The following is a 25,374-nucleotide window of genomic DNA, read 5'->3' as shown; positions in this document are numbered from 1 at the left end:
TCGGTTTGCCGACAAAAAAAGCATTGCGAAAACGGCATCAGGAATACATTATGCCAGTCGGAATGTGGCAAAGAGGGTTCTGACGCCCTCTACGAAGCTACACATTCGAGGAGGAGTACGCCATATGAATTCAACAGCATCGACGGAAGCAGTGTATCGGGAAGGAGCCGCCGGCTTCGACGATGCAGAGCTTCCGGGGAAGAATCAGGTCATAAACCTCAAGGCGCCGGGTACAGGTGTACGTGACACCTGGAAGGCGATGGGGCCCGGAATTGCCGCCGCCATGACCGGCATCGGGGCCAGCCACATCATGCACGGGCCCACGGCCGGCGCCCAATACGGCTATGCCTTGCTGTGGATCATCCCGTTCGCATACTTTTTGAAATATTGCGCCTTCGAATTCGCGCATCGCTACACTTTGGTGCGCGGCGAAAGCATCATGGAAGCCTATGGGCGGATGGGCAATTGGCCATTCTGGTATCTCGGCTTTCAATCGCTGGCGAACACGTTCGGCATTGCCGGTCGCGCCCTTGGTTGCGCGGCGCTTCTATGGGCGGCCTTTCCGTTTCTTTCGCTGGAATTATGGGCCGTCACCATCCTGGTTCTCACGGTGGCGATCCTGTGGGCCGGCAAGTATGCAGCCCTCGAGGCGTTCGTTAAGGTCGCGATCATCGTCTTTGCATTGGCATCACTCACCGCGTTCCTTCTGCAGGCGCCGGACCCCGCAGACTATATGACGCGCCTCCTGCCGACGCTGCCGCCTGTCGGAGCCGCGCTCCTTTTCGGCGCCATGTTCGGCTATTTCCCGACCACTGTCGAAGTCGCGCCCATGCAGTCCAACTGGGCGGTCGACAAGAAGAGCGGGATGGTGAAGGTGCGCGAACTCGAGCGCCAAGGCTACAAGGTCAATCTCGCACCGAACTATATGCGCAACTACATGACGCTGTTCAAGCGCGACATGAACATCAGCTATGTCATCTCGATGCTGACGGGCATGGCCTTCCTGATCGTCGGCGCCGTCGTGCTCCATCCGATCGGTCTGGTGCCGTCGTCCAAGGAGATGGGTCTCACCATCGCGACCATGTATACGGAGACATTTGGCGCGTGGATCTTCCCCGTGATCATCGCAGGCGGCGTGTCGGCGCTGTTTTCGACGGTGTTCACCTATTTCGACGGCCAGGCGCGTGTCTTCGAAGAATGCTGCGTCCGCCTGCGCAAGGTATGGGACAAGCCGCAAACCCGCCAGTTCATCTACCGTGGTTTCCAGATCCTGTGGGTGATTGCCGGCACGGCGATCATATTCGGCCTGCCGAAGCCAATCTTCGTGGTCCAGGTGGCATCGGTCCTTGCGCTCTTGTTCTCGCCGCTTCTGTTCTGGATGAACATCAGGGCCGTCAAGGACAACTTTACCGGATCGGATCTGGAGTTCATGCCCTCCAAGCTGATGTTCGCCTGGGCATGGACAGGCACGATCGGCCTCGCCGTCCTCAGCATCTACGTGCTTTATCTGCAGTTTCTTAGCTGAACAGCCGGCCAATCGGCAGAGACTTCGGGCGGGCCCATTTCGGGCCCGCTTCCTTTTGTCGAGTGGCGTGCTGTCGCCTACCGGGTGCTCGCGACGTCTTCCGCCGTCACCTCGTCCGTATAGTCGTTGCCGAAATGGGTCCGGACATAATTGACCACGGCGGCGACCTGCTCGTCGCTCATCATCTGACCGACCGGCGGCATGCCCTTCAGGCCATGCAGCATCACGTAGAGAGGATAGCCGCCGGCCTCGAGATTTTCGTTGTCGGCAAGCGCCGGGTAATAGCCGGCGCCGACCGCGCCTTGTCCCTTGTCCATGTGGCAGGCCGCACAAACGCTGGCATACAGCGCTTCACCGGTTTGAGCGGTGAACTTGCCGCCTTCACTGAATGTGATGCCGGCCGAGTCGGCAAGGGCGCCCGAGGGGGCCAGTGCGGTTGCCAATGCTGAAGCAGCGATGAGGCCGAAAGGCCGAATGAATTGTCTGGTCATGGTGACATGCCTCGCGAAATCAGGGGGGAAAGGATGGATCGCCATGGGTTCAGCCCGCCATCACGCGCTGATGCAGCCGCGTTATCGCATCCAGCGACGACAGGATCGCACCCTCCATCCATGCCGGAATGTAGGAGGCGTGTTCGCCGGCAAGGACGATGCGGCCGTCGATCTGGCAGAGATTGTCATAGTGCTCCTTTCGCATCTCGTCCGTCCAGTCGCCGGCGCAGCCGAGAGTGAACGGCGAACGGTGCCAGGCCCAGGACACGCCGGTCTCGAATTCGTCCTTGTATTGCGGATGGATCTGCGCGCCGTATTCGACGGCCTTCCTGACCCGCTCCTCGGGCGCCATCGAGGTGAACTCGTAGGAGTTCGGCCCGTTCCAGGTGTAGCACCCGAGCAGAATGCCCTTGCCGGCGGTGTTGAAGTCGGTGCTGGGGTAGGAGATCTGCGAGATCGGCAGGTCGGTGTAGCTGACGCCGCCGAAGATCAGATCATCCTCTTCCCAGAAGCGGCGCTTGAACTGCAGGCCGACCTTGACCGAGGAGGCGTAGGGCACGGCTTCGATCGCCGCCTGCATGGGGCCTCCGACATTGATGTCGATCTGGCTCAGGATCGTCAGCGGAATGGTGCAGATGCACCAGTCGGCACTGGCCTGCTGCATTGTCCCGGGATTCTGGGTGTCCTCGTAATAGGCGGTGACGCCGTTGTCGTCCTGCTCGATCTTGGTGACCTTGGCGTTGTAGGTGATCAGGTCGCCGACTTCCCTGACGAAGGCCTGACCGATCATGTCGATGCCGCCGAGCGGCTCGAACATGGTTGTCTGGAACTCGTAGAGCGCGAAGTTCGCCAGACTGTTCCAAAGGCCCGAACTCAGGATGTCGGAAAGATCGATCGGCTTGCTGGGGACGGGTGCGGCGCCGAGGCCGCCGCCTGGATCCTTTTCGAAACCGCGGAACTCGCTTGTATGAAGGCTCTCCTTGTAGGCGAAGTCCTTGTCGAGCGCGCCCCAGGAACGAAGCGCCTCCAGCAGCATCTCCTGGTCTTCCTTGGTGACGTCGCCTTCGAGTTGGCCCTTCTGCGTCACCTTGGCCAGCAGTTCCGAAACATGCCCCTGAAGATCCGTCTTGATATCGCGGACCCGCTGCGGCTTGCCGCCGAACGCCTTGCTCGAATGCAGGAAGGCGTTGTGATTGAGCTGCTGGAAGGGCTCCAGCCTCACCCCCAGGCGTTTGCAATAGGCAAGAAGCCCGTTGTGGTGATAGGGAATCCGCCACGGACCGGGATTGATGTAGAGCCCGTCGTCGAATTCGCATTCCTGGGTCGCGCCGCCCAGTTCGGTGACGGTGTCGCCGCCGCGTATGGTCCAGTTCCGGCCGCCGGCGCGATTGTTGTATTCGAGGATCTGGACATTGTAGCCGGCCTGACGCAGTTCCAGCGCCGCGGTCATGCCCGCCAGTCCCGCTCCGAGTATCAGGACCGATGCACCCTTCGGGTCGCCCTCGAGCTTGACGGGCCCCTTGTAGCCCGACTCCCGCGCCAGGCCCAGCGTGGTCATGGCATGATACATGGCCGCGCTGCCCGCCGTCATTCCGATCAACGATAGAAGATTGCGCCGGCTCAAGCCGGCAAGAGGGGTATCTTGCAGCATTTTCTATCCTTCCGAGCGACGTGGAACCAATTGCACGTAGCAGCCTATGACGACGGGTAGCCATGTCAAGCAAATGGCCCCGATGGCGTATGGATCGCCAAACCCTGGCACAACGGGACCGAAATACGGTTGTGGCGGTGTGCGCGTTCGATTGATGCGATCGGCCAGCGGGCCGTCCACCGGCGAGGCCCTGGACATTCTCGAAGGATCGTCACGGCTTCCAGGACGATTTCAGACGACTGCTTCCAGCTATGCTGCAAGCGCGAAGGTGCTATGCAGCATCTGGTATACAAAATATCAGAACGACGGCTTATGTGTCTGTCATCGATTTGAGGCCACGCAACGGCCGGATACCTTCGAGGAGAAGACGATGAACATGCACTACAAGCCCGATAGCGTCGTCGTTGTGGATCAGCAAGCCTGGTGGCATGGGATTGCCGACGCGGTGTCGACCTTTTTCCGACGCATGTCGAACAGGGAAAACATCGTTATGGGCGCGCCCTGGCCGGCTCCGTCCCGCCGCCGAAAGTAAGGCGCCTGCCCCATTCGACATGGCCGTCGATGACACCGTCTGAAAGCCCCATCGCTGATCAAGTGGTGGGGCTTTCTTCGTTTCTGAGGGGCTAAGACCGGTTGAGAAACGCCGCCGAAACAGGCCCCGCATCCCAAGGCATGAACTCCAAAAACCCTTCGAGCACCGGACATCAATCTGGGCTCAATTCTGGTTGCCGGGCGGCAAACTGCGCCACACCAATGACGCGCCGCACAACGCTTTGCCACTTGACTTTGCTTCGAGCATATTGTGACATCGCCATTGGCATACAAAATGCCATAGGAAGCTGAGCGACCCAAGGGTACAATACAGCCGAAGACATCCCCCTGGACTCGCTCAGACAAAGGGAGGAAATCGAATGGCAGATTTCAGATCACTGAGTGCAGGGGTCGCATTTTCGGTCGCGGCCGCGTGCGTGGCCACGACACCGGCACTGGCCGATTGGCAACCCAGGAAACCGGTCGAATTCATCATCATGGCGGGAACGGGCGGCGGCGCCGACCAGATCGCGCGTCTCATGCAGGGCCTGATCGAGAAGAAGGACCTGTCGGCAATGCCGTTCATCCCGATCAACAAGCCGGGTGGATCGGGTGCCGAGGCGTTGCGCTACATAAAGGACAAGGCGGGCGACGACCACACGCTGCTCGTCACATTGAACAGCTTCTACACCACGCCGCTCGTCCAGGAGGGACTGGGCGTGGACATCTCCGAATTCACGCCGATCGCACGCATGGCCATCGACACGTTCCTGTTGTGGGTGCCGGCCGATTCGGAAATATCGGATTTCGAGACCTGGGGATCCCAGGTCGCCAAGATGAACAAGGATTGGACGGTCGGAGGTACCGGCACCGGCCAGGAGGATTCCATCCTGTTCGCCATGCTCGAGGCAGAGTTCAACGCCGACGTCACCTACATTCCCTTCCCCGGCGGAGGGGACGTGGCCAAGAGCCTCGTCGGCAAGCATATCATGACCACCGTCAACAACCCGGCCGAGCAGATGGAGTTCTTCCGCGCCGGGCAGAGCAAGCCGCTCGTCCAGTTCACCGACGAGCGCATGGAGGCCTTCCCCGACGTGCCGACCGCAAAGGAGGCCGGGCACGACCTGGTCTACTACATGCAGCGCTCGGTCAACGGTCCGCCCGGAATGTCTCCCGAAGCGCAGGCCTGGTACACGGCCCTGTTCGAGGAACTGTTCAATTCCCAGGAATGGCAGGATTTCTGCAAGTCCGACGGTCTGACCTGCGACGAATTCGCCGGCGGCGCGGATCTGGGTGAATTCCACAAGCAGCAGCTCGAGCGCCACAAGGCTCTGATCGCCAAGGTCGGTGCCGGCGCCATCGCCGGAGAATGACCGGCTGAACGATCTGGCCCCGGGGGCGTGCGCAAGGCAGCTCCTGGGGCCGATTTCATGCGTGCAGCTCAACCACGCATCCCACCTACCGGCGCTCTGGGAGGAGTTATTGCCATGACCGTTCGCACGGCCGAGTTCACTGCATCGATCCTTCTCATTCTGGCTTCGCTCGGGCTCATGTGGAAGAGCGCGGACGGCCTGTCTGTGGGCTGGATTCCCGGCGCCGGACCGGGCTCGGGCTTCTGGCCCTTCTGGCTTGCAGTCATCATGCTTCTCTCGAGCATCGCCACGCTGGTGCGGTGGTTCCTGCGCGCCACGCCGCAGTCGCGCTCCGATGAGGCGTTTGTGGACCGCGACACGGTGCAGATCGTCGGCTTGACCGTGCTCGCCCTGTTCTTCCTGCTCCTGGCTTCGCACTATTTCGGCATGTACGTCTCGCTTATGGCCTTTCTTCTTTTCTATCTGAGATTTATCGGCGGCCATTCCTGGACTTTGTCGATCACCCTTATGGTTTTCATACCGACATTCGTCTTCTTCTTCTTCGAATATCTGATGACCATTCCTTTGCCAAAAGGCATCACCGAGCCGCTGTTCTATCCGCTGTACCAGTTTCTCTACTAGCGCACGACACTAGCGCACGACGAATTCCAGCCGCCGGCATTCGCGCAACGCGACGCCCGCTGACCGAAACTCGAGAAGGTAATGGCAATGGAGTCGATACTTATCCCGCTCATGGGCGGTCTGGCCGAGGCCCTTCAACCGCTCAATCTTTCCATGCTCGTCATCGGCTGCCTCATCGGCCTGTTCGTCGGAGCGATGCCTGGACTGGGCTCGGTGAACGGCGTTGCGATCCTGCTGCCGGTGACCTTCCTCGTGCCGCCGGACGCCGCCATCATCTTCCTCGCCGCCGTCTATTACGGCGCCATGTATGGCGGCGCGGTGTCGTCGATCACGCTCGGCATTCCCGGCGCATCGACGGCCGTCGCCACGGTCTTTGACGGGCGGCCGATGGCGCAGTCGGGCAAGGCCGACCAGGCACTCCTGACGGCGGCGATCGCCTCCTTCGTCGGCGGCACGATCTCGGTCGTCCTGTTCACCTTCTTCGCCCCGCCGCTCGCCGCCTTCGCCCTCAAATTCGGTCCGGCGGAAGAATTCGCCCTGATGATGCTGGCATTCGCCACCTTTGTCGGCCTGGGTGGAGACGATATCGCCAAGACCATCGGCTCCATCGCCATCGGCCTCATCCTGGCAACGATCGGCCTCGACATCATCTCGGGCAAGCCGCGCCTGATCTTCTTCGACATTTCGGGCTTCTTTCATGGCGTGAACTTCCTCGTCCTGGCAATCGGCATCTACGGCATCGGCGAGATGCTGTGGACGCTCGAGCAGACCAAGGGCGACGTGCAGGTGCATCGGGTGCGCGCCGGCCTCGGCTCGATCGCGGAACATCTCCGGCGCATCAAGGAGTACATCGTCCCGGCATCCTTGAGCGGACTGCTCGGCTATTTCGTCGGCATCCTGCCGGCCGCCGGCGCCACGCCCGGCTCGCTCATGGCCTACGGCATGACCAAGGCGCTGTCGAAAGATCCCGACAGCTTCGGCAAGGGCAACATCAAGGGCATCGCCGCGCCAGAGTCGGCCAACAACGCCGCCTCGACCGGCTCCATGCTGCCGATGATCACGCTTGGCATTCCCGGCTCGCCGACGACGGCGATCCTGCTCGGCGGCATGATCATCTGGGGTTTGCGGCCCGGACCGCTGCTGTTCACCGAGCATCCGGATTTCGTCTGGGGCCTGATCGGCTCGCTCTACATCGCCAATATCTTCGCGGTGATCCTCAACATCGCCATGATCCCGCTCTTCGTACGGGTGCTGACGCTCAAATTCACCATCCTGGCGCCGGTCATCTTCGTGTTGTGCATCGTCGGCGGCTATGCGCCCACCCAGACCATGCACGATCTGTGGCTGATGCTGCTGTTCGGCGTCGTCGGCTATCTGCTGCGCAAGCTCGACTATCCGGTCGCCCCGGCGGTGCTGGCCATCGTTCTCGGCCCACTGGCCGAACGTTCGCTGCGCCAGTCGCTGCTGTCGTCGCAGGGCGATCCGCTGATCTTCCTCGAACGGCCGCTGTCGGCGATCTTCATCCTGGTCGCGGTGGCGCTCTTCGTTTACCCGCTGGCACTGCGCTGGTGGCGCAACCGGCAACGCGACGACAGCGCGGTCCCCGCCGGAGAGTAGGAAGGGACTGCTCCTCAAAAATGGTTTGATCCCCGGCCGCCGCTCGAAAGAGCGGCGGCCGTTTCATTTGTCCGGCCGCAATTGCCGTCACTGGCCTCCGGCGCCGGTACCCTCCGCCAGGAATGCGCGCTGCGTTGCCGCGATTCGCTGCAACAGCGATCCCATCGGCCCAGCGATCGTCGCGGCAGCCGCCCGGCAAGGCGACCAGCTATGCTGCAGGCGCGAAGGTGCTATGCAGCATCTGGTATACAAAATATCACGGCGGCGCATTAAATGAGAACCATAGGAAGGGAGCCGAATATGGGCTCCAAGGTTTTCAGGAGAGACAGATGAATACGCAGCGCAATCACGACCATCTTTCCAGGCGCGACCAATGGTGGCTCGATCTCGGGCTGGCGCTCGGCAACGTCGTCAGGCGCATTCTCCATCGCGAGGGCGCCGCGCCCGGCACGCCCTATGCGGCACGCCACCACGCTTGAGAAATCACCGGCCTTGCCGGCGCCAATACCGTTTTCAAGGGGTCGCTGATCGTCAGCGGCCCCTTTTTTCGTGCGGCTTGCCGGTCGCACGCTTCCGTTTGAGCGGGACATGCTCCAGGCGACCGCGCCGCCATGCGCGATCCCGCCGCCTCGTCGCCATCGCTCCACCGGGCACCGCAATGCCGCGGCATGCGGCGCCTTTTTCAGTCCTCGTTTCAGTCGATCCAGGTTTGACTTTTGGCATTCGTTATGCCAGAGCTTAGATCGATGACGGCTTCGAAAAAGGGCCTGTTTCCGGTGGCGCGATGCTGCCGGTCGGCCCGACATCTTGCCCGAGTGGGATGCCGGCGGTCGGGATGTGCGTGCCGACACAATGGCGAGCAGACGTAAGAGGAGGAAACACGTCCATGACAATCGTCACGAAAGTCGACCAGGCCGGTTCGTCCGGGGGGACGGAGCAGGAACTGACGGATGGCTTTCATCTCGTCATCGACGCGCTCAAGCTTAACGGCATCAACACGATCTACGGCGTGCCCGGCATTCCGATCACCGATCTCGGCCGTCTGGCGCAGGCGCAAGGCATGCGCGTCATTTCCTTCCGGCATGAACAGCATGCCGGTTATGCGGCGGGTATTGCGGGTTATCTGACAAAGACCCCCGGCATCTGCCTGACCGTTTCGGCACCTGGCTTCCTGAACGGGCTCACGGCGCTGGCCAACGCCACCACCAACTGTTTCCCGATGATCCTGGTTTCCGGATCCTCCGAGCGCGAGGTCGTCGATCTGCAGCAGGGCGATTACGAGGAGATGGACCAACTGGCCATCGCCAAGCCGCTGTGCAAGGCGGCGTTCCGCGTGCTGCATGCCGAGGATATCGGCATCGGCGTTGCGCGCGCCATAAGAGCGGCCGTTTCCGGACGGCCGGGCGGCGTCTATCTCGACCTGCCGGCAAAGCTTTTCCCGCAGACCATGGAAGCCGAGGCGGGCAGGAAATCGCTGGTTCAGGTTATCGATCCCGCACCGGCCCAGATCCCCGCCCCGTCGGCCGTCGATCGTGCGCTCGACGTGCTCAAAAGCGCCAAGCGCCCTTTGATCATTTTCGGCAAGGGGGCGGCTTATGCACAGGCCGACGAGGCGATCCGCGACTTTGTCGAAAAAAGCGGCATCCCCTTCCTGCAGATGAGCATGGCCAAGGGCCTGCTGCCCGACGTGCATCCGCAATCGGCGGGGGCGGCCCGTTCGACCGTTCTCAAGGAGTCCGATGTCGTCATGCTCGTCGGCGCCCGGCTAAACTGGCTCTTGTCGCATGGCAAGGGCAAGAGCTGGGGCGAGAATCCGAAAAAGTTCATCCAGGTGGACATCGAGCCCAAGGAAATGGATTCCAATGTCGAGATTGCCGCACCGGTGGTCGGCGACATCGGCTCGTGCATTTCGGCCTTGCTCGACGGGTTGGGCGACAATTGGCCGACCCCGCCTGCCGAGTGGACCGACGCCATCAACGCCAAGAAAGAGCAGAACATCGGCAAGATGGCGCTGCGCCTGAAAAAGAACTCCATCCCGATGGATTTCCATGGCGCTCTCGGGGCCTTGCGCACCGTCATCAAGGAACGGCCGGATGCCATTCTGGTCAATGAAGGCGCCAACACGCTCGATCTCGCCCGCGGCGTGATCGACATGTACCAACCGCGCAAGCGCCTCGACGTCGGCACCTGGGGCGTCATGGGCGTCGGCATGGGCTCGGCGATCGCCGCCGCTGTGGAAACCGGAAAGCCGGTCCTGGCCGTCGAGGGGGATTCCGCCTTCGGCTTCTGCGGCATGGAAGTGGAAACCATCTGCCGCTACGACCTGCCGGTCTGCGTGGTCATCTTCAACAACAACGGCATCTATCGCGGCACGGATCAGGATCCGACAGGGCGCGACCCCGGCACGACGGTCTTCGTCAAGGACTCGCGCTACGACAAGATGATGGAGGCCTTTGGCGGTGTCGGCGTCAATGCGACGACGCCCGACGAGCTTTACCGCGCCGTCAGCGAAGCGATGGACTCAGGCAAACCAACCCTCGTCAACGCGGTCATCGATCCCACGGCCGGCACCGAAAGCGGCCGTATCGGCAATCTCAACCCGCAAAGCGTGGTCGGAAAGAAGAAATAGGAGCATGACAATGAAAGCGCTTGAAGGCGTCCGTATCCTCGATTTCACCCATGTCCAGTCCGGCCCGACCTGCACGCAGCTGCTGGCCTGGTTCGGCGCCGACGTGATCAAGGTCGAGCGTCCCGGCACGGGCGACATCACCCGTGGCCAGCTGCGCGACCTGGCCGAGGCCGACAGCCTCTATTTCACCATGCTCAACCACAACAAGCGGTCGATCACGCTCAATACCAAGACCGAGCAGGGCAAGAAGGTGCTCGAGGCGCTGATCAAGAGCTGCGACGTCTTGGTGGAGAATTTCGCGCCCGGCGCGCTCGACCGCATGGGCTTTACCTGGGAGCGCATCCAGGAGCTCAACCCGGCCATGATCGTCGCCTCGATCAAGGGCTTCGGCCCGGGGCCCTATCAGGACTGCAAGGTCTATGAGAATGTTGCCCAGTGCACCGGCGGTGCGGCGTCCACGACCGGCTTCCGCGACGGCCTGCCGCTGGTGACCGGCGCCCAGATCGGCGATTCTGGCACCGGGCTGCATCTGTGCCTCGGCATCGTCACCGCGCTCTACCAGCGCACCAAGACCGGGCGCGGCCAGAAGGTCACGGCGGCCATGCAGGACGGCGTGCTCAATCTGTGCCGGGTCAAGCTGCGCGACCAGCAGCGCCTCGCCCATGGCCCGCTCAAGGAATACAGCCAGTATGGCGAAGGCTTCGAGTTCGGCGACGCCGTGCCGCGCGCGGGCAACGATTCCGGCGGCGGCCAGCCCGGCCGCATCCTCAAATGCAAGGGCTGGGAGAACGATCCCAACGCCTATATCTACTTCATCACCCAGGCTCCCGTCTGGGAGGCGATCTGCGACGTCATCGGCGAGCCGGGCTGGAAAACCGATCCCGATTACGCCACGCCGAATGCCCGGCTGCCGCGCCTCAATGCGGTTTTCGAGCGCATCGAGCGGTGGACCGAGACGCACGACAAGTTCGAAGTGATGAAGGTCCTCAATGAGCGGGACATTCCCTGCGGCCCGATCCTGTCGATGAAGGAACTGGCGGAGGATGCCTCGCTGCGGGCGACCGGCACGATCGTCGAAGTCGAGCATCCCGTGCGCGGCTCCTATCTGTCGGTCGGCAACCCGATCAAGCTGTCCGACAGCCCGACCGAGGTGACGCGCTCGCCGCTGCTCGGCGAGCATACCGAGGAGATCCTGCGCGACGTCTTGAAGTTCGACGACACGGCCCTCGAGGAGCTGCGCGGCAGCGGAGCCATCGGGGAGCCGGCCAAGCTCGCGGCGGAATAGCCGTCTTCGGCGGGCATTGCGGCGGCACCCATGTGCCGCCGCTTTTTCGTTGCCGCCCGGTCCTGGTCGCGGAAGCAGGCTCGGCAGAGAGATTACTTAGAACATGTCTCGCTCAAACGGGATCGTTTGAGCGAAAGGTACATGCTCCAACATATTGATTTGGCGCGCATATCTTCGCTTCAAACGTTTCCGTTTGAAGCGAACGCGCGCTAGAGCAATTCCAGGAGAAGTGGAAGCCGGTTCTCCGTCCGGAATTGCGTCGAATCAAAGAGTTAGATTGGCGAACCGATTCCGCGAAGCGGTGAACCGATCTAGGGGTCAGTGCCCTTCACACCCCCCCTCTGTCGGCTTCGCCGACATCTCCCCCGCAAGGGGGGAGATTGCGCCGGCCGCTTTTTCCGAGCCTGTTTTTTCGATGTCGGCGATTGGCGAAAGCCGCGATGACAGCGATCTCCCCCTTGAGGGGGAGATCCCGGCAGGGCAGAGGGGGGTGCGAAGGGGCACAAAACTCTCAAACGTCTGCCCTGCAGCACTCCCCCTCCCCGATTGACAGTCGGCCTCAGTATTGGCATTATGTATGCCAATCTAGGTTTCGCACCATGAGCCACCATTCCGGGGAGGAGACGGCCATGAAGCTGCACGAATATCAGGCCAAGGAACTGCTCGCGCGTTACGGGGTGCTGACACCGCGCGGACGTATGGTGGAGGCACCGCGGGATGCGCGTCGGCTGGCCGAAGAACTCGGCGCCGAACGGTTTGCCGTCAAGGCGCAGATTCCGGCCGGCGGGCGCGGCCAATCCGGCGGTGTGGCGCTCGTGACGAGCCCGCAAGCGGCGGCCACTGCGACGCAGCAGCTTCTTGGACGCAGGCTTGTGACCAACCAGACCGGTTCGGCCGGCTATGCGGTCGACAAGGTGCTTGTCGAGGAGGCCCTTGAGCCGTCCGCAACGCTCTATCTGTCATTGCTGATCGACACGGCCACGGCGTCGATCGTCATCCTGGCCGGCCCCGAAGGCAGTGGCGACATCGAGGAACGCGTCAGGTCCGGCGAGGCGCATGTGGAGCGCCTTGAGACGGGCGCCGGAGGCGAGGTGCCGCGCAAGGACATCGAGGCGCTTGCCGAGCGGCTCGGGCTTTCCCGCGACCTTCAATCCGCGTTTACGACACTCGTCGGGCAACTGCGTACAGCTCTCATCGAGCTCGACGCCACGCTCATTGAGATCAACCCGCTGGCCGTGACGACAACCGGGGAACTGGTGGCGCTCGACGCAAAAATGATCCTCGACGACAACGCGCTCTTCCGGCATCCCGATCTGAATGCACTGCGCGACGACGAGGACGACGACAAGATCGAGATGGGCGCGCAGGATCACCAGCTCAACTATGTGCGCCTGGACGGCGACATCGGTATCGCCGTCAACGGCGCCGGCCTGGGGCTGGCGACACTCGATATGGTGCACGCCGCCAACGGCCGTCCCGCCAACTTCATGGATATCCGCACCACCGCCACCAGTCTCGATGTCGCCCACGGCTTCGCCATGCTGTTGGAGAACCCCTCCGTACGGTCCATTCTGGTCAACGTGCATGGCGGCGGCATGCAGCCTTGTGACATCATCGCCGACGGGCTCGGCATTGCCATGCGGCGCACCGGCCGCTCGTGCCCCACCATCGTTCGGCTTGCCGGCAACAATGCCGAATATGCCCGGTTCCGTTTCAAGAATTTCGGCTGCAAGGTCATCGACTGTCCCGACATGTGGACTGCCGTCAGCCGCGCGGTCGATGCCGCCCAATCCGCGGGAGCTAGACAATGAGCATATTGATCGACGCCGACACGCGCGTGATCTGCCAGGGCATGACCGGCCGAGCCGGCACGCACTATTCCGCCGCCATGATCGAATACGGAACCCGCGTCGTCGGCGGCGTGCGGCCGGGCAAGGGCGGCAGCCGTCATCTCGACCTGCCGGTCTTCGACACGGTTGCGCAAGCCATGGATGAGACCAATGCCAATGCCAGCATGGTGTTCGTCCCGCCCGACCATGCCGCCGCGGCGATGATCGAGGCGATCGAGGCGGAGACGCCGCTCATCGTCGCGCTGACCGAACGCGTGCCGCTGCACGACATGATCCGCGTGCGCGACGCACTGCAAGAGACGAAGACCGTGCTGATCGGCCCCAATTCCCAGGGCATCCTGGCGCCGGGCCTGTGCAAGATCGGCGTCATGGCCACCGGCAGCGCGCGCAAGGGCAATGTCGGGATCATTTCGCGCTCGGCTTCGCTGACCAGCGAGGTCGTCGCACAGTTAAGCGCTGCCGGGCTCGGCCAGTCGACCAGCGTGGGCATTGGCGGCGACCCGATCCACGGTCTCGCCATGCGCGACTGCTTCAAGCTCTTCCTCGCCGACCCCGACACGCATGGCGTCGTCCTTGTCGGTGAGATCGGCGGGCGCGAAGAAGAGGAACTGGCCGAGTTCATCGCGGCGGAGAACGCCGGCATGCCGGTCGTTGCACTGATTGTCGGGCGCCACGCCCCGACGCGGCGGCGCATGGGCCACAGCGGTGCCATCATCCAGGATGCGGTGAGCAGCGCCGAGGGCAAGATCCGCGCCCTTGCCGATGCCGGCGTATCCATTGCGGAAAGCCCGCATCTGGTTGGCGAGACGATGCGCCGGGCGATGCTGGTCGCCGCATAGAACATGTCCCGCTCAAACGGAATCGTTTGAGCGAAAGGCACATGTTCCAGTATATTGACCTGGCGCGCATATCTTTGCTTCAAACGTTTCCGTTTGAAGCGAACGCGCGCTTGAACATGTCCCGCTCAAACGGAATCGTTTGAGCGAAAGGCACATGTTCCAACATATTGATCTGGCGCGGCATCACCGATGATTATTGCAGGAACCGGTTGGTCAGCGTGCCGACGCCTTCGATCGTCACCGAGACGGTATTGACCTTCTCCTTCATCGAGCCGACGCCGAGCGATGTGCCGCAGCAAACGAGATCGCCCGGAAGCAGGGTCATGTCGCGCGAAAGCAGGCTGATCAGCCGCGCGGGCGCAAAGATCATGTCGTTCAGGGGATAGTTCTGCCGCTCCGCGCCATTGAGTTCGGTGCGCACGGAAAGCCCAGCCGGATCGAGCCCGGTCGCAATCACCGGCCCGAAGGGACCGAAACCGTCGAAGCTCTTGGCCCGCGCCCATTGCGCAAAGGTCTTGTCGCGGCCGATGATGTCGCTCGCCGTGACGTCGTTGACGCAGGTGAAGCCGAAGATGGCGTCGGCGGCCTCCTCCTCCGAGGCATCGCTGATTTCGCGTCCGATTACGATGCCCAGCTCGCCTTCATAGACCACCCTCTCGGTATAGGATGCCGGACGTCTTATGTCCGCGCCCGGAGCCGCGACGCTCGAAACCGCTTTCAGCAGATAGAGCGGCTCTTCCGGCTCGGCGACCTCCAGCTTGGCGGCGAGCTGATGAAAATTGTTCCACAGCGCGATGATCTTGGAAGGATTGCACGGCGGCAACAGCTTCGCTGCGTTCAATGGACAGCGCGTCCCGGTCGGTCGTGGACCGTCGAAAAGATCGCCCTCATGCACGACGATCTCGTCACCCTCGATGCGGCCGAAGCGTTCCTGCCCGTCCTCTTCAAAACGCGCCCATTGCGCCATCTTCTTTCCTCCCTGTTTGATTGAAAATCCCGCCCGCGCCCAAGCGAAGCACGAACGCGCCGGTGTGCGGTGGCGCCACGGCAGCATTTCGCCGTGTCGGGAAAGATATGCGCGCCAGCTCGTTTTGTTGGAGCATGTACCTTTCGCTCAAACGATTCCGTTTGAGTGGGACATGCTCTATGAAGTCAGGCGTTTTGACCCGTCACGGACTCAGGGAATACCGGATAGAGCCCTTTCACGCGGCCCATCTGCTGCGCCAGCGCCAGGACGCTGTCGATGAAAGGCGTGTCGATCTTCGCCAGCCGGCCCATTTCCTGCACGCTGGTCAGCAGCGCATCGAGCTCGATCGGCCGCCCCTTGTCGACATCCTGCAGCATCGAGGTGCGGTGCGCGCCGACCCCGGCCGCGCCGTTGATGCGCCGCTCGACATCGACACGGAAGCTGGCGCCGAAATGCTCGCCGATCGCCTGGGCTTCCAGCATCATGTTGCGCGCGAGACCGCGCGTGCCTTCGTCGGTGGCAACGATGTCGAGCGTCGCGCCGGTCAGCGCCGAAATGGGATTGAAGCAGAGATTACCCCACAGCTTGAGCCAGATATCGTTGCGGATATCGTCATAAAGGCGCGGGCGAAGCCCACCGGCTTCCAATGCTGTCGCCAGGTTCCGGACCCGCTCGCTCTCGCTGCGATCCGGCTCGCCCAGTCCGAACTGGTCGCCGTAAATATGCTTGATGACCCCGGGTTCGGCGATCTCGGCCGCGGGATAGACTGTGGCGCCGATGACCCTTTCGGGCCCGATCGCGTTCCATTGCCGGTCCTGCGGATCGACGCTGTTGAGCCGCATGCCCTCGTAATCCGGGCCAAGACCGTGGAAATACCACCATGGCACGCCGTTCTGCGCCGTCACCACCGATGTCTGCTCGCCGAGGAGCGGCGTCATGTGTTCGGCGACCTCCCAGGCCTGATGCGCCTTCAGCGCCACCACCACATAATCCTGCGGACCGAGATCGTTCGGGTCGCTGGTCGCCGGCAGGCGCTCGACAAACTCCTCATCCTTGAGGCGAAGCGCCAGGCCCTTGTCGCGAATGGCCTGAAGATGGGCGCCGCGGGCGATCAGCGACACGTCGGCGCCACCGCGCTTGAGCATCACCGCCATGTAGCCGCCGATCGCGCCCGCTCCATAGATGCAGATCTTCATCGTCGCTCCCTTTCGTTCGGGCGGGCAGGCCTGCCTCGCCCTGCAGGTCGTCAGGATGCCACACATGAGGCGGAGCGGCCGCTTATCGGCCCCGCGCCCCGGTGTTGGCGTTCCCGCGCGTAACGATCGAACGGCGAGGCCGGCACTTCAGCTCCGCATCCTCGCTCGATTCGGTAACGTTTGGTATACATAATACCAGATAGAGAGTCAATCGTCGCGCGTGCCGCAGGCGGTGCCGCAAGCCGTCGATGGCGTGTTATCGAGCCGTGCTCAAAGCGTCCGCGGGCGGCGCGGCACGCCCGTTTCGCATTCCAGCGGCGCACGGTCCCACTGGCCCAGGCGCGCGGCGGCATCATAGGTCGTCTGGAGAAACTGCATCAAGGTTGCGTCGGGATCGTCGGCCCTGCGCACTGCGTCATAGGGCAGGATGAACTCACCCAGCGCGGTGTCGAAATAGGCGGACGGTGGCGCAAGCGGTGCGTCGGCGAAACCGTCCGGTCCCGGATAGGCGTATGAATAGAATGCGGGAAAATCGACACCGCCGCCGCCTGGCCAGAATCCGGCAGAGGAGACTTCGTGTGAATAGGCCTCGCTTGTGACCGTATCGGGAAGGGCAGGAACGCCGCCAGGATGCAGCGGCGCCGCGCGGCCGGAAAAGCGGGTCACCGCAAGATCGAAACTGCCCCAGAACAGATGCACCGGACTGACCTTGCCCAAAAATCCGGTGCGAAACTGCTTGAACACGCGATCGACCTGCACACAGGCATGGAAGAAGCGTCTCACGGCGTCCGCGTCGTAGGGCCGCGGCTCGTGATCGTCGCGGAACGGCAACGCATCGGCGATCTCGTTCGGCCGGCCGTGAAATTCGGTCGTACCCCCGATCTCCGCAACCAGATCGAGAAAGCTCGAATGGAAATCGGCGACCGACATGTCGGCCAGGGGAAAGCTGGCGCTGCGGCCGTCGCTTGCCATGCCAATCACCTTGTGATCGAGCAGGTCGAGCACGATCTCTATGCCGCCCGGCCCGTCGGGAACGATCGAGGTCGTCAGTCCGCGGGCATTGACATAGAGGGTGGCGTGCCAGGAATGGTTGACCCAGGGGCCGCGGGCCAGCCGGTACTTGCCGACCACCTGCGCATAGAGATGGAGGGCGGCGCAGGTCTCGCGCCATGGTTCAAAGGGAATGTCCGGCCAGGATCTCGTCATCATGCCTTCCTCCTCAAAATGCGGCCGCCGGCGCATCGACCAGTCAGCCAACCTTCACCAGTTGCGTCCAATGACGGTCAAAGAAAACATCGACCTTCATCCCTTCACACGCCGCATGACAAACGGAAAAAGCGGCGCGCACAGCAACAGAAACACCACTGCATGTGCGAGCTGGGATGGCTCGGCGCCGAGCAGCGCCCACATGCAATAGATCATTGCTACTCCACCGGCGATGAAGCTTCCCCAGCGCACGGGTCCATGTTCGCCGCGCTCCATGCTCATGCGCCACAACGTCACCGAGGAGAACAAATAGGGCGGAATGGTCAGCAGCACTGCGATATTGGTCAACTGGTCGAACTGCGCGGCCAGTGTCGGCGATGCCGTCACCAGCAACACCGCGCTCATCAGCACGGCGACGATGATGAGGCCGACGCCGGGCATGCCGTGGCGGTTGATGCGCCCGAACAGGCTTGGAAACAGCCCGTCTTTGGCCGCGGCCTGCGCGGACTGTCCGACAAGCAGCATCCAGCCGCCGAGCGATCCGGTCGATTTGAGCACCGCGCAAAGCCCGATCAGCCAGACGCCCCAGTCGCCGATCATGATCCGACCGGCTTCCGCAAAGGGTGCCGAGGATGTCTGCAGCGCCCGCATCGGCAGCATGCCCATGATGACGGTCGAACAGGCAATATAGACCACGGCGGCGAGCGCCAGGCCGAGAAGCGTCGCCAGCGGGATGTTGCGGCGCGGATTGTCGATCACCCCGGCCGATACGGAGGCGCTTTCCACGCCCATGAAGGCCCACAGCGCGATCGAGGCACTGCGCGAAACCGCGTCGAATTCGCCCATGCCGCTGACGTTCCACCCGGCGCGAAAGAGCTCCGGATCGAACCACCACCAGCCGGCGACGGCGATGAAAACGATCGGCACCAGCGCCAGCGACAATGTCCAGGCTTCCAGCGCGCCGACCCAGCGCGCGCCGCGCACATTGGCCAGAGTCAGCCCCCAGATCACCACCAGCGTGAAGGCGAGACGCGCTCCAAGGCCCTCCAGTCCCGGAACCATCTGGCTCATATAGCCGGTGACGACGAGGGCGATGGCAACATTGCCGATCCAGTTGCCGAACCAGTAGGAATAGTTGCTGGCAAAGCCGACAAACGGCCCGAACGTGTCGCGGGCATAGGCATAGGGCCCGCCGGGCTGCGGGTCGAGTTGCCCCAGCCTGGCGAACACGATCCCCAGCGCGATGGCCCCGGTGGTCGCGACGACCCAGCCGAACACCGAGATGCTTCCCACCGTTGCCAGATTGGCCGGCAACAGGAACACGCCGGTGCCGATCATGTTGCCGGCGACCAGCATGGTCGCCATCGTCAATCCCATCTTGCGCGGTGTGGCAGCGCTCATGTCCATGCCCGATCTGCGGTGAAGTCGACGGTCAGCCAGAATTGCGGCGAGTGCGCCTCGAGCCGCTGCGCGATGATGTTGCGGATATTGTCCGCGTCCGCAATCGTTCCGATGCGATAATCCGGCGGCACCAGAATGTGGATCTCGATGAAGCGGGCGCGGCCCACCTTGGCGACGTGGCTGGTGTAGTCGGCAAAACCGAGTTCGCCGACGAGCGCATCCATGACCGAGTGCACTTTCCGGTCGAGTTCGCCCGGCGCGACCTGCAGCACGTCGCGCATCGCCTGCAATGCCGGACGAACCGGCATCGGCAGCATGGCCAGCGCGATCGCCAGCAGCACGATCGAATCGACATAAGGCACCCAATGCGCGGCCGTCCCGCTTTGACCCAGCGCCACCGCGATCAGGAACCCGACAAGCAGCGCCAGGCTCAGAAATCCGCTAACCAGCCAACTGCGCGCATCGAGAGCCAGAAGGGGGGAGCCAAGCGCGCGGGCATGGCGGCGGATATATGCCGCCATCAGCAGGCTGATGGCGCACAAAAGGCCGGCCCAGATGGCGCCGAAACCATAGGCAACGTCGTGCCCGCCGGCCAGCAGGCCGGCGATCGCATTGACCGCAGCATAGAGACAGGCCAGGGCGAGGATCGCACCGCCAAAGACCTCGACCATCGGCTCAAGATGCCAATAGCCATACTGAAAGCGACGGCTGCCTTCCTGCGCGACCAGCTTGGAAACGGCCAGCGAACCGGTCGTCAGCATGGCGTCGACCAGGCTGTACATGCCGTCGAACACGATCGCCCGCGACCATGTGAACAATCCGCTGACGATGCCGGCCAGGCCGACCACAACCGTCACCGCGATCGACAATCTCAAAAGCCGTTGCTCGTGCGTGGTGTCCATGGTGCGAGCCGAGGTCAGGCTTCACGGCCGGTTGATGGTGCGCCACGTCCGGACGGCCACTGCTGAATTCCCGACATGAAGCCTCCAAGCTGATGCTGACGCCCGACCTGCTCCCGCACAGTATTTCCGTCATTCCTGTGGCGATCTCAACCCTAAGTCAACAATCGCTGATTGGTCCGCGCGGCAATTGCGGCATTTGCTTGCTGGCCGAACGCAGTGGAATAGACGTTCGTTCAAGCAGGGGCGTGGACCGGGATAGTCTATTAGGGATAAATTATAAAGCAGTTCATAATTCGCACTTTCAATTTTCAACGTATTGGGCATGATCGCGTGTGGGGTTCATGCAGCACGATTTCTCGTTGATTCGAATCGGCGACAATATAAGCTGCGATGAATAGGGGTGGTGGTCAGTCATTCAACTCTGTCATAGGAGCGATGCATGTCATCCCAATCGAGCCTGAGATTGCCGATGCGGGCCCTGTTGGTCCGCGAGAGCTTTGGCCGCGACTCGGCCGTTGGACGGGCCCTGTACGACCTGATCGAAGACCTCGAACGGCGCGAAATCGAAGTGGTCCTGTCGACCCATCTCGATGACGCCCTTGCCATCGTCGGTTCCGATCCGACCGTCCAGTGCCTGCTTCTCGACTGGGACCTGCGCGACGACGACGACCAGCACGCCGCCCCCGCCGTGCTCGACGCCATGCGCGAGTTCAATGCCGTGGTGCCGATCTTCCTGCTCGCCGAGCGCAGCGTGGCCTCGTCCCTATCCGTCGACGTGATGACCAAGGCGGACGATTTCGTCTGGTTGCTGGAAGATACGGTCGACTTCATCAGCGGCCGCATACAGGTGGCGCTGGAGCGTTATCGCTCGACGGTCCTGCCGCCGATGTTCGCCAAGCTGGTCGAGTTCGCGCAGACCCATGAATATTCCTGGCACACACCCGGTCATACCGGCGGCACGGGCTTTCTCACCTCTCCTGCCGGACGGGCCTTCTTCGAGTTCTTCGGCGAAAGCATGCTTCGCTCGGACCTGTCGATCTCGGTCGGCGATCTCGGTTCGCTGCTCGATCACAGCGGCGCCATCGGCGCCGGCGAGCGCTACGCGGCCACGGTGTTCGGCTCGGATCGCACCTACTACGTGACCAACGGGTCCTCGACGTCCAACCGCGTGATCCTGATGGCGAGCGTGACGCGCGACCAGGTGGCGCTCTGCGATCGCAACTGTCACAAGTCGGTCGAGCATGCGATGACGCTGTCGGGCGCCATTCCCAGCTATCTCATGCCGACGCGCAACGCGCTCGGAATCATCGGGCCGATCCCGCCCGAACACCTGACGCCGGCGGCCCTGCGGCTCCTCGTCGACAACAATCCGCTGGCCAAGAATGGCTCGAAACCGGTTCATGCGGTGATCACCAACTCCACCTATGACGGGCTTTGCTACAACGTCGCGCGCGTCGAGGAACTGATGGGCGAAAGCGTCGACCGTCTTCATTTCGATGAGGCGTGGTACGCCTATGCGCGGTTCAATCCGATCTATCGCGAACGCTACGGCATGCATGGCGACGCGGACACGCGCGACCGCACCAAGCCGAGCGTCTTCACCACCCATTCGACCCACAAGCTGCTGGCGGCCCTGTCGCAGGCATCGATGATCCATGTTCGCGACGGGCGCAACCCGATCGACCATGCGCGTTTCAACGAAGCCTTCATGATGCATGCCTCGACGTCGCCCTTCTATCCGATCATCGCCTCGAACGACGTATCGGCGGCGATGATGGAGGGATCCGGCGACAAGCTGACGGCCGCATCGATCCGCGAGGCGATCGCCTTTCGCCAGATGATCTCGCGCCTCAATGCAGAGATTTCCGACGACAATGGCTGGTTCTTCGACGTCTGGCAGCCACCCGAGGTCAAGGACGCCCGCGGCCGCAAGGTGGCATTCCACGAATGCGACCCGGCCCAGCTGCAAGCCGATCCGTCCTGCTGGCACCTGGAACCCGGTGCCGATTGGCACGGCTTCGGCGAAATAGAGCCGGGCTATTGCATGCTCGACCCGATCAAGGTCTCGATCCTGACGCCGGGTATGGACGCCACGGGAGACATGAAGTCCGTCGGCATTCCCGCCAGCATCGTCACCGCCTATCTCGCAGCGCGCGACATCGTTGTCGAGAAGACCACGGATTTCACCATCCTGTTCCTGTTCTCGCTGGGGGTCACCAAGGGAAAATGGGGCACGTTGGTCAATGCGCTGCTCGATTTCCGCAAGGATTACGACGCCAACATCCCTCTCTCTCGGGCAATCCCCAGCCTCGTCGCCGATCATGGCGATCGCTACGGCGACATGGGCCTGCGCGAGCTGGCCGACCTGATGTTCGCCGCCATGGGCGAGCTCAAGACGACGAAGACGATGTCCGAAGCCTTCGGCATCCTGCCGACGCCCGATATGAGCCCCGTCGGCGCCTATGAGGAACTGGTGCGCGGCAATGTCGAGAGAATAACGCTTGACGATCTGGCCGGGCGCACCCTGGCCACCGGCATCGTGCCCTACCCGCCCGGCATTCCGTTGATGATGCCCGGCGAAAACGCAGGTCCCGCCGAGGGCGCGCTCATCGGCTATCTGAAAGCGCTCGAAGCCTATGATCAGCGCTTCCCAGGCTTTGGCCACGACACCCACGGCGTCGAAGTCGAAGACGGCGTCTATCACGTTCTGGCCGTCAATCGCTGACCGGGAGGCACATCATGGCTACTGACAAGACCGATACCGGCAGTGCAAGCAAGATGGGGCTCATTCCCGCGACACTGATGGTCGCGGGAAACATGATGGGCTCGGGCGTCTTCATGCTCCCGGCCAACCTGTCCGCAATCGGCAGCATCGCCCTGATCGGCTGGCTGTTCACGGTGGTGGGGGCGGTCGCTCTGGCACTCGTCTTCGCCAAGCTCTCGGCGATCGATCCCGCCGCGGGCGGACCCTATGCCTATACGCGCAAAGCCTTCGGCGACTACATGGGCTATCAGACCAACCTGGTCTACTGGCTCGCCAATGTGATCGGCAACGTTGCGCTTGCCGTTGCCGGGCTCGGCTATCTCTCGCACTTTTTCCCCTCGCTCAAGACGCCGATCGTCCTCGCCTTCGCCTCGATCGCGGTCATCTGGTTCTTCACTTATGCGAACATACTGGGCCCGCGGTTGGTCGGCCGATTGCAATCCTTCACGACCGTCTTCGCACTGGTTCCGATCTTCGGCACGGCGCTTCTGGGGTGGTTCTGGTTCAGCGCCGACACCTATTCGGCGGCCTGGAACGTCTCGGGCGAGAGCAACACGAGCGCGGTGATGGCGACGCTCACCTTCACGCTGTGGGCCTTCATCGGGGTGGAAAGCGCCTCCGTGTCGGCCGGCGTGGTCGAAAACCCGTCGCGCAACGTGCCGATCGCAACGGTCGCCGGCGTCGTCCTCGCCTCGATCGCCTATGTGCTGAGTTCGTCGGTCATCATGGGCATGATCCCCAACAAGGATCTGATCGTCTCCTCGGCACCCTTCGCCGACGCCGCGCGCATCGCGCTCGGCGACTTTGCCGGCAGCACGGTCGCCCTGTGCGCCGCCGTCGGCTGCCTCGGCTCGCTCGCCGGCTGGACGCTGTTGACGGGTCAAACGGCAAAGGCTGCCGCGGATGACGGCCTGTTCCCCGGCGTCTTTGCCCGGGTGAACAGACGTGGCGTGCCCACGCTCGGCCTGGTGATCGTCGCGGTGATCATGAGCGTCCAGGTGCTGGCCACCATGTCGCCGACGGCCAGCGAGCAATTCGGCAAGATCGCCTCGATCGCCGTGATCATGACGCTGCTGCCCTACATCTACTCGATGATCGCGATAAAGGTGCTGGGTTATCGCCAGATGCCCCACAACCAGTACACCTTCTTCGTGGTCGTCGGACTGGCCGGCGCCATCTACTGCATGGTTGCGCTGGTGGGTTCGGACGGCGAACAGACACGGTGGGCGCTCATCTTCGTCATCGCGACAGTGGTGTTCTATTCGGCGACGATCACCAGGAAACGCGACATCGAGGAGAAGCATCTCCATCCCGGTGGCAAGGCGCCGTTCTGGGTGCGGTATCTGGCACTCGGCGTGACCATCGCGGCGCTGGTGGTGATGTTCTGGCTGTCGGTCGGCCGCCATGTCGATCTCGATCTGCGCTCGCGCTCGATCGCACCGCCGCAGCCTTCGGCAAACCCGATCGAGCAGATCGTACCGCCGCAGCAGCCCTGAACGGCCGGCCGGCCTTTCAGGCCAGACAGTAAAAAGCGGCCCCGAATGCATCGGGGCCGCTTTTTTTCGGCGCTTGCGGATGCGGCGTTCCATCGATGCAGCTGCGCGACGGTACACCGGGCTGATCGTCAAGGCAGTTCCAGCGTCGCTTCCATGGACACGTGCCCGTCCGCACGCTCGATGCGGCCGTCGCGGCGCTCGCCGGGCTTGCCCATAGCCAACTGGATCGGCGTGGTGACGAAGACCGGTGCGGTTGCGCGAAAGCTGAAGCGGCAAGCGCGCATTTCCTCAAGCATGCCATCGCACAGATGGGTTGCCATGAGCGGCCCGTGAACGACGAGGTCGGGATAGCCTTCGACATCGCGGCAGAATTCCCGGTCCCAGTGAATGCGGTGGCCGTTATGCGTGACCGCGGAATAGAAGAAGAGCTGCATATCGCTGTGGACGAAATAGCCCCGCGGCACGGGATCGCCGGGAGCGCGCAGGGCCCGCTCCGGCAGCCCGCGATCGCGATAGACCACGGTCTGTATCTCCGACAGGCAGGTAACGCCGTCCTGCGTCACCTCGTGCCGGACCTTGACGAAACACAGATCGCCGGAACGCCCCGTCTTGAACTCCACGGAATCGATCGTGGAGACCCGTTGCGCCGGCATGCCGAGACGCAGCGGCCGATGCACGGTGATGTCTCCGGCAGCCCACATGCGCCGGTGGAAAGGTGCCGGCGGCAGGAACAGGCCCAGCCGCTCATGCCCGTCGGGCCCGATGTCCGCCTGCGCAATACCCGGATTGAAATAGGCCCAGTGCCAGGTCGCAGGCAGCGCATCGCCATTATCCGGAGCGACATCGCGCCCGAGCAATGCCGCAAGCCGGCGCGCCGGAACGGGCGACATGGCATCCTCGCAGGCGCGCGTGCGCCCTATGTACGACTTGCACTCCTCGATAACGCTCTGGTCCATCAGATCGTCCTGCCGCCATCCACTTCAAGGATCACGCCGGAAGCCCTTTGCCCGCCGGCATGTCGGCACAGTAT

General features: G+C 62.8%; 20 protein-coding genes. 12 read left to right on the top strand and 8 right to left on the bottom strand.

The annotated features are described in order from the left end of the window. The first annotated feature begins 124 nt into the window (after positions 1–124). Entirely contained in the window at positions 125–1,525 is a 1,401-nt protein-coding gene (locus GM909_RS07740; RefSeq protein WP_157015638.1) for an Nramp family divalent metal transporter, read from the top strand. Positions 1,526–1,602: 77 nt separating this feature from the next. Here the strand turns inward: GM909_RS07740 and GM909_RS07735 are convergent, their stop codons facing one another. Continuing rightward, positions 1,603–2,016: a c-type cytochrome gene (locus GM909_RS07735; RefSeq protein WP_157015637.1), complete on the bottom strand. Its 414-nt coding sequence runs from the start codon at positions 2,014–2,016 to the stop codon at positions 1,603–1,605. A 49-nt stretch (positions 2,017–2,065) separates the two neighbouring features. Next, complete coding sequence (locus tag GM909_RS07730) at positions 2,066–3,667, bottom strand: flavin monoamine oxidase family protein (RefSeq protein WP_157015636.1); 1,602 nt, start codon at positions 3,665–3,667, stop codon at positions 2,066–2,068. A 370-nt stretch (positions 3,668–4,037) separates the two neighbouring features. On the opposite strand from GM909_RS07730, the gene GM909_RS07725 reads away from it, so the two are divergent. From GM909_RS07725 to sucD, 9 genes are all read left to right on the top strand, one after another. Continuing rightward, positions 4,038–4,199, top strand: a complete 162-nt coding sequence (locus tag GM909_RS07725) for a hypothetical protein (RefSeq protein WP_157015635.1) — start codon at positions 4,038–4,040, stop codon at positions 4,197–4,199. A gap of 379 nt (positions 4,200–4,578) precedes the next feature. Then, complete coding sequence (locus GM909_RS07720) at positions 4,579–5,571, top strand: Bug family tripartite tricarboxylate transporter substrate binding protein (protein WP_157015634.1); 993 nt, start codon at positions 4,579–4,581, stop codon at positions 5,569–5,571. 114 nt (positions 5,572–5,685) lie between these two features. Next, positions 5,686–6,192: a tripartite tricarboxylate transporter TctB family protein gene (locus tag GM909_RS07715; RefSeq protein ID WP_198174167.1), complete on the top strand. Its 507-nt coding sequence runs from the start codon at positions 5,686–5,688 to the stop codon at positions 6,190–6,192. Between the two features lie 87 nt (positions 6,193–6,279). Next, positions 6,280–7,809, top strand: a complete 1,530-nt coding sequence (locus GM909_RS07710) for a tripartite tricarboxylate transporter permease (RefSeq protein WP_157015632.1) — start codon at positions 6,280–6,282, stop codon at positions 7,807–7,809. 329 nt (positions 7,810–8,138) lie between these two features. Further along, positions 8,139–8,288 (top strand): hypothetical protein, encoded by a 150-nt coding sequence (locus tag GM909_RS07705; RefSeq protein WP_157015631.1) that lies wholly within the window; start codon positions 8,139–8,141, stop codon positions 8,286–8,288. 407 nt (positions 8,289–8,695) lie between these two features. After that, on the top strand, positions 8,696–10,438 hold the full coding sequence (oxc, locus tag GM909_RS07700; protein WP_157015630.1) for an oxalyl-CoA decarboxylase: 1,743 nt from the start codon (positions 8,696–8,698) through the stop codon (positions 10,436–10,438). 10 nt (positions 10,439–10,448) lie between these two features. Then, positions 10,449–11,723 carry a formyl-CoA transferase gene (gene frc, locus GM909_RS07695; protein ID WP_407941258.1) on the top strand — a complete coding sequence of 425 codons (1,275 nt, stop codon included), beginning with the start codon at positions 10,449–10,451 and terminating at the stop codon, positions 11,721–11,723. A gap of 629 nt (positions 11,724–12,352) precedes the next feature. Continuing rightward, complete coding sequence (gene sucC / locus GM909_RS07690) at positions 12,353–13,534, top strand: ADP-forming succinate--CoA ligase subunit beta (RefSeq protein ID WP_157015628.1); 1,182 nt, start codon at positions 12,353–12,355, stop codon at positions 13,532–13,534. Then, on the top strand, positions 13,531–14,412 hold the full coding sequence (sucD, locus tag GM909_RS07685; protein WP_157015627.1) for a succinate--CoA ligase subunit alpha: 882 nt from the start codon (positions 13,531–13,533) through the stop codon (positions 14,410–14,412). Before sucC ends, sucD begins: the two co-directional genes overlap by 4 nt. A 193-nt stretch (positions 14,413–14,605) precedes the next feature. Here sucD and GM909_RS07680 read toward each other — a convergent pair whose 3' ends face one another. The 5 genes from GM909_RS07680 to GM909_RS07660 all read right to left on the bottom strand — a co-directional run bounded on the left by GM909_RS07680 (position 14,606) and on the right by GM909_RS07660 (position 20,084). After that, positions 14,606–15,379, bottom strand: a complete 774-nt coding sequence (locus GM909_RS07680) for a fumarylacetoacetate hydrolase family protein (protein WP_157015626.1) — start codon at positions 15,377–15,379, stop codon at positions 14,606–14,608. Between the two features lie 185 nt (positions 15,380–15,564). Continuing rightward, positions 15,565–16,575, bottom strand: a complete 1,011-nt coding sequence (locus tag GM909_RS07675; protein WP_157015625.1) for a 2-dehydropantoate 2-reductase — start codon at positions 16,573–16,575, stop codon at positions 15,565–15,567. A 270-nt stretch (positions 16,576–16,845) separates the two neighbouring features. Beyond that, positions 16,846–17,781 carry a DUF5996 family protein gene (locus GM909_RS07670; RefSeq protein WP_157015735.1) on the bottom strand — a complete coding sequence of 312 codons (936 nt, stop codon included), beginning with the start codon at positions 17,779–17,781 and terminating at the stop codon, positions 16,846–16,848. A gap of 96 nt (positions 17,782–17,877) precedes the next feature. Beyond that, the gene (locus GM909_RS07665; protein WP_198174166.1) at positions 17,878–19,182 is read right to left on the bottom strand and encodes an amino acid permease; all 1,305 of its coding nucleotides are present in this window, start codon (positions 19,180–19,182) and stop codon (positions 17,878–17,880) included. Then, positions 19,179–20,084: a cation diffusion facilitator family transporter gene (locus GM909_RS07660; RefSeq protein WP_157015623.1), complete on the bottom strand. Its 906-nt coding sequence runs from the start codon at positions 20,082–20,084 to the stop codon at positions 19,179–19,181. Before GM909_RS07660 ends, GM909_RS07665 begins: the two co-directional genes overlap by 4 nt. A gap of 439 nt (positions 20,085–20,523) precedes the next feature. On the opposite strand from GM909_RS07660, the gene GM909_RS07655 reads away from it, so the two are divergent. Both GM909_RS07655 and adiC read left to right on the top strand, forming a co-directional pair. Further along, positions 20,524–22,809, top strand: coding sequence for an Orn/Lys/Arg family decarboxylase (locus GM909_RS07655; protein WP_157015622.1), 2,286 nt, complete (start codon positions 20,524–20,526; stop codon positions 22,807–22,809). Positions 22,810–22,823: 14 nt separating this feature from the next. Further along, positions 22,824–24,344, top strand: a complete 1,521-nt coding sequence (adiC, locus tag GM909_RS07650; RefSeq protein ID WP_157015621.1) for an arginine/agmatine antiporter — start codon at positions 22,824–22,826, stop codon at positions 24,342–24,344. A 128-nt stretch (positions 24,345–24,472) separates the two neighbouring features. Here the strand turns inward: adiC and GM909_RS07645 are convergent, their stop codons facing one another. Then, the gene (locus GM909_RS07645) at positions 24,473–25,300 is read right to left on the bottom strand and encodes an FAS1-like dehydratase domain-containing protein (protein ID WP_157015620.1); all 828 of its coding nucleotides are present in this window, start codon (positions 25,298–25,300) and stop codon (positions 24,473–24,475) included. Positions 25,301–25,374 lie beyond the last annotated feature (74 nt).

The sequence above is a fragment of the Mesorhizobium xinjiangense genome, assembly GCF_009749525.1.
Taxonomy (GTDB): Bacteria; Pseudomonadota; Alphaproteobacteria; order Rhizobiales; family Rhizobiaceae; genus Mangrovimarina; species Mangrovimarina xinjiangensis.
Note: the sequence above shows the minus strand (reverse complement) of the source record. Positions and strands in the feature narration are given on the sequence as shown.

Excerpts from the sequence above, each read along its gene's own strand:
- GM909_RS07740 (WP_157015638.1), top strand. The coding sequence starts at position 125 with ATGAATTCAACAGCATCGACGGAAGCAGTGTATCGGGAAGGAGCCGCC.
- GM909_RS07735 (WP_157015637.1), bottom strand. The coding sequence starts at position 2,016 with ATGACCAGACAATTCATTCGGCCTTTCGGCCTCATCGCTGCTTCAGCA.
- GM909_RS07730 (WP_157015636.1), bottom strand. The coding sequence starts at position 3,667 with ATGCTGCAAGATACCCCTCTTGCCGGCTTGAGCCGGCGCAATCTTCTA.
- GM909_RS07725 (WP_157015635.1), top strand. The coding sequence starts at position 4,038 with ATGAACATGCACTACAAGCCCGATAGCGTCGTCGTTGTGGATCAGCAA.
- GM909_RS07720 (WP_157015634.1), top strand. The coding sequence starts at position 4,579 with ATGGCAGATTTCAGATCACTGAGTGCAGGGGTCGCATTTTCGGTCGCG.
- GM909_RS07715 (WP_198174167.1), top strand. The coding sequence starts at position 5,686 with ATGACCGTTCGCACGGCCGAGTTCACTGCATCGATCCTTCTCATTCTG.
- GM909_RS07710 (WP_157015632.1), top strand. The coding sequence starts at position 6,280 with ATGGAGTCGATACTTATCCCGCTCATGGGCGGTCTGGCCGAGGCCCTT.
- GM909_RS07705 (WP_157015631.1), top strand. The coding sequence starts at position 8,139 with ATGAATACGCAGCGCAATCACGACCATCTTTCCAGGCGCGACCAATGG.
- oxc (WP_157015630.1), top strand. The coding sequence starts at position 8,696 with ATGACAATCGTCACGAAAGTCGACCAGGCCGGTTCGTCCGGGGGGACG.
- frc (WP_407941258.1), top strand. The coding sequence starts at position 10,449 with ATGAAAGCGCTTGAAGGCGTCCGTATCCTCGATTTCACCCATGTCCAG.
- sucC (WP_157015628.1), top strand. The coding sequence starts at position 12,353 with ATGAAGCTGCACGAATATCAGGCCAAGGAACTGCTCGCGCGTTACGGG.
- sucD (WP_157015627.1), top strand. The coding sequence starts at position 13,531 with ATGAGCATATTGATCGACGCCGACACGCGCGTGATCTGCCAGGGCATG.
- GM909_RS07680 (WP_157015626.1), bottom strand. The coding sequence starts at position 15,379 with ATGGCGCAATGGGCGCGTTTTGAAGAGGACGGGCAGGAACGCTTCGGC.
- GM909_RS07675 (WP_157015625.1), bottom strand. The coding sequence starts at position 16,575 with ATGAAGATCTGCATCTATGGAGCGGGCGCGATCGGCGGCTACATGGCG.
- GM909_RS07670 (WP_157015735.1), bottom strand. The coding sequence starts at position 17,781 with ATGACGAGATCCTGGCCGGACATTCCCTTTGAACCATGGCGCGAGACC.
- GM909_RS07665 (WP_198174166.1), bottom strand. The coding sequence starts at position 19,182 with ATGAGCGCTGCCACACCGCGCAAGATGGGATTGACGATGGCGACCATG.
- GM909_RS07660 (WP_157015623.1), bottom strand. The coding sequence starts at position 20,084 with ATGGACACCACGCACGAGCAACGGCTTTTGAGATTGTCGATCGCGGTG.
- GM909_RS07655 (WP_157015622.1), top strand. The coding sequence starts at position 20,524 with ATGTCATCCCAATCGAGCCTGAGATTGCCGATGCGGGCCCTGTTGGTC.
- adiC (WP_157015621.1), top strand. The coding sequence starts at position 22,824 with ATGGCTACTGACAAGACCGATACCGGCAGTGCAAGCAAGATGGGGCTC.
- GM909_RS07645 (WP_157015620.1), bottom strand. The coding sequence starts at position 25,300 with ATGGACCAGAGCGTTATCGAGGAGTGCAAGTCGTACATAGGGCGCACG.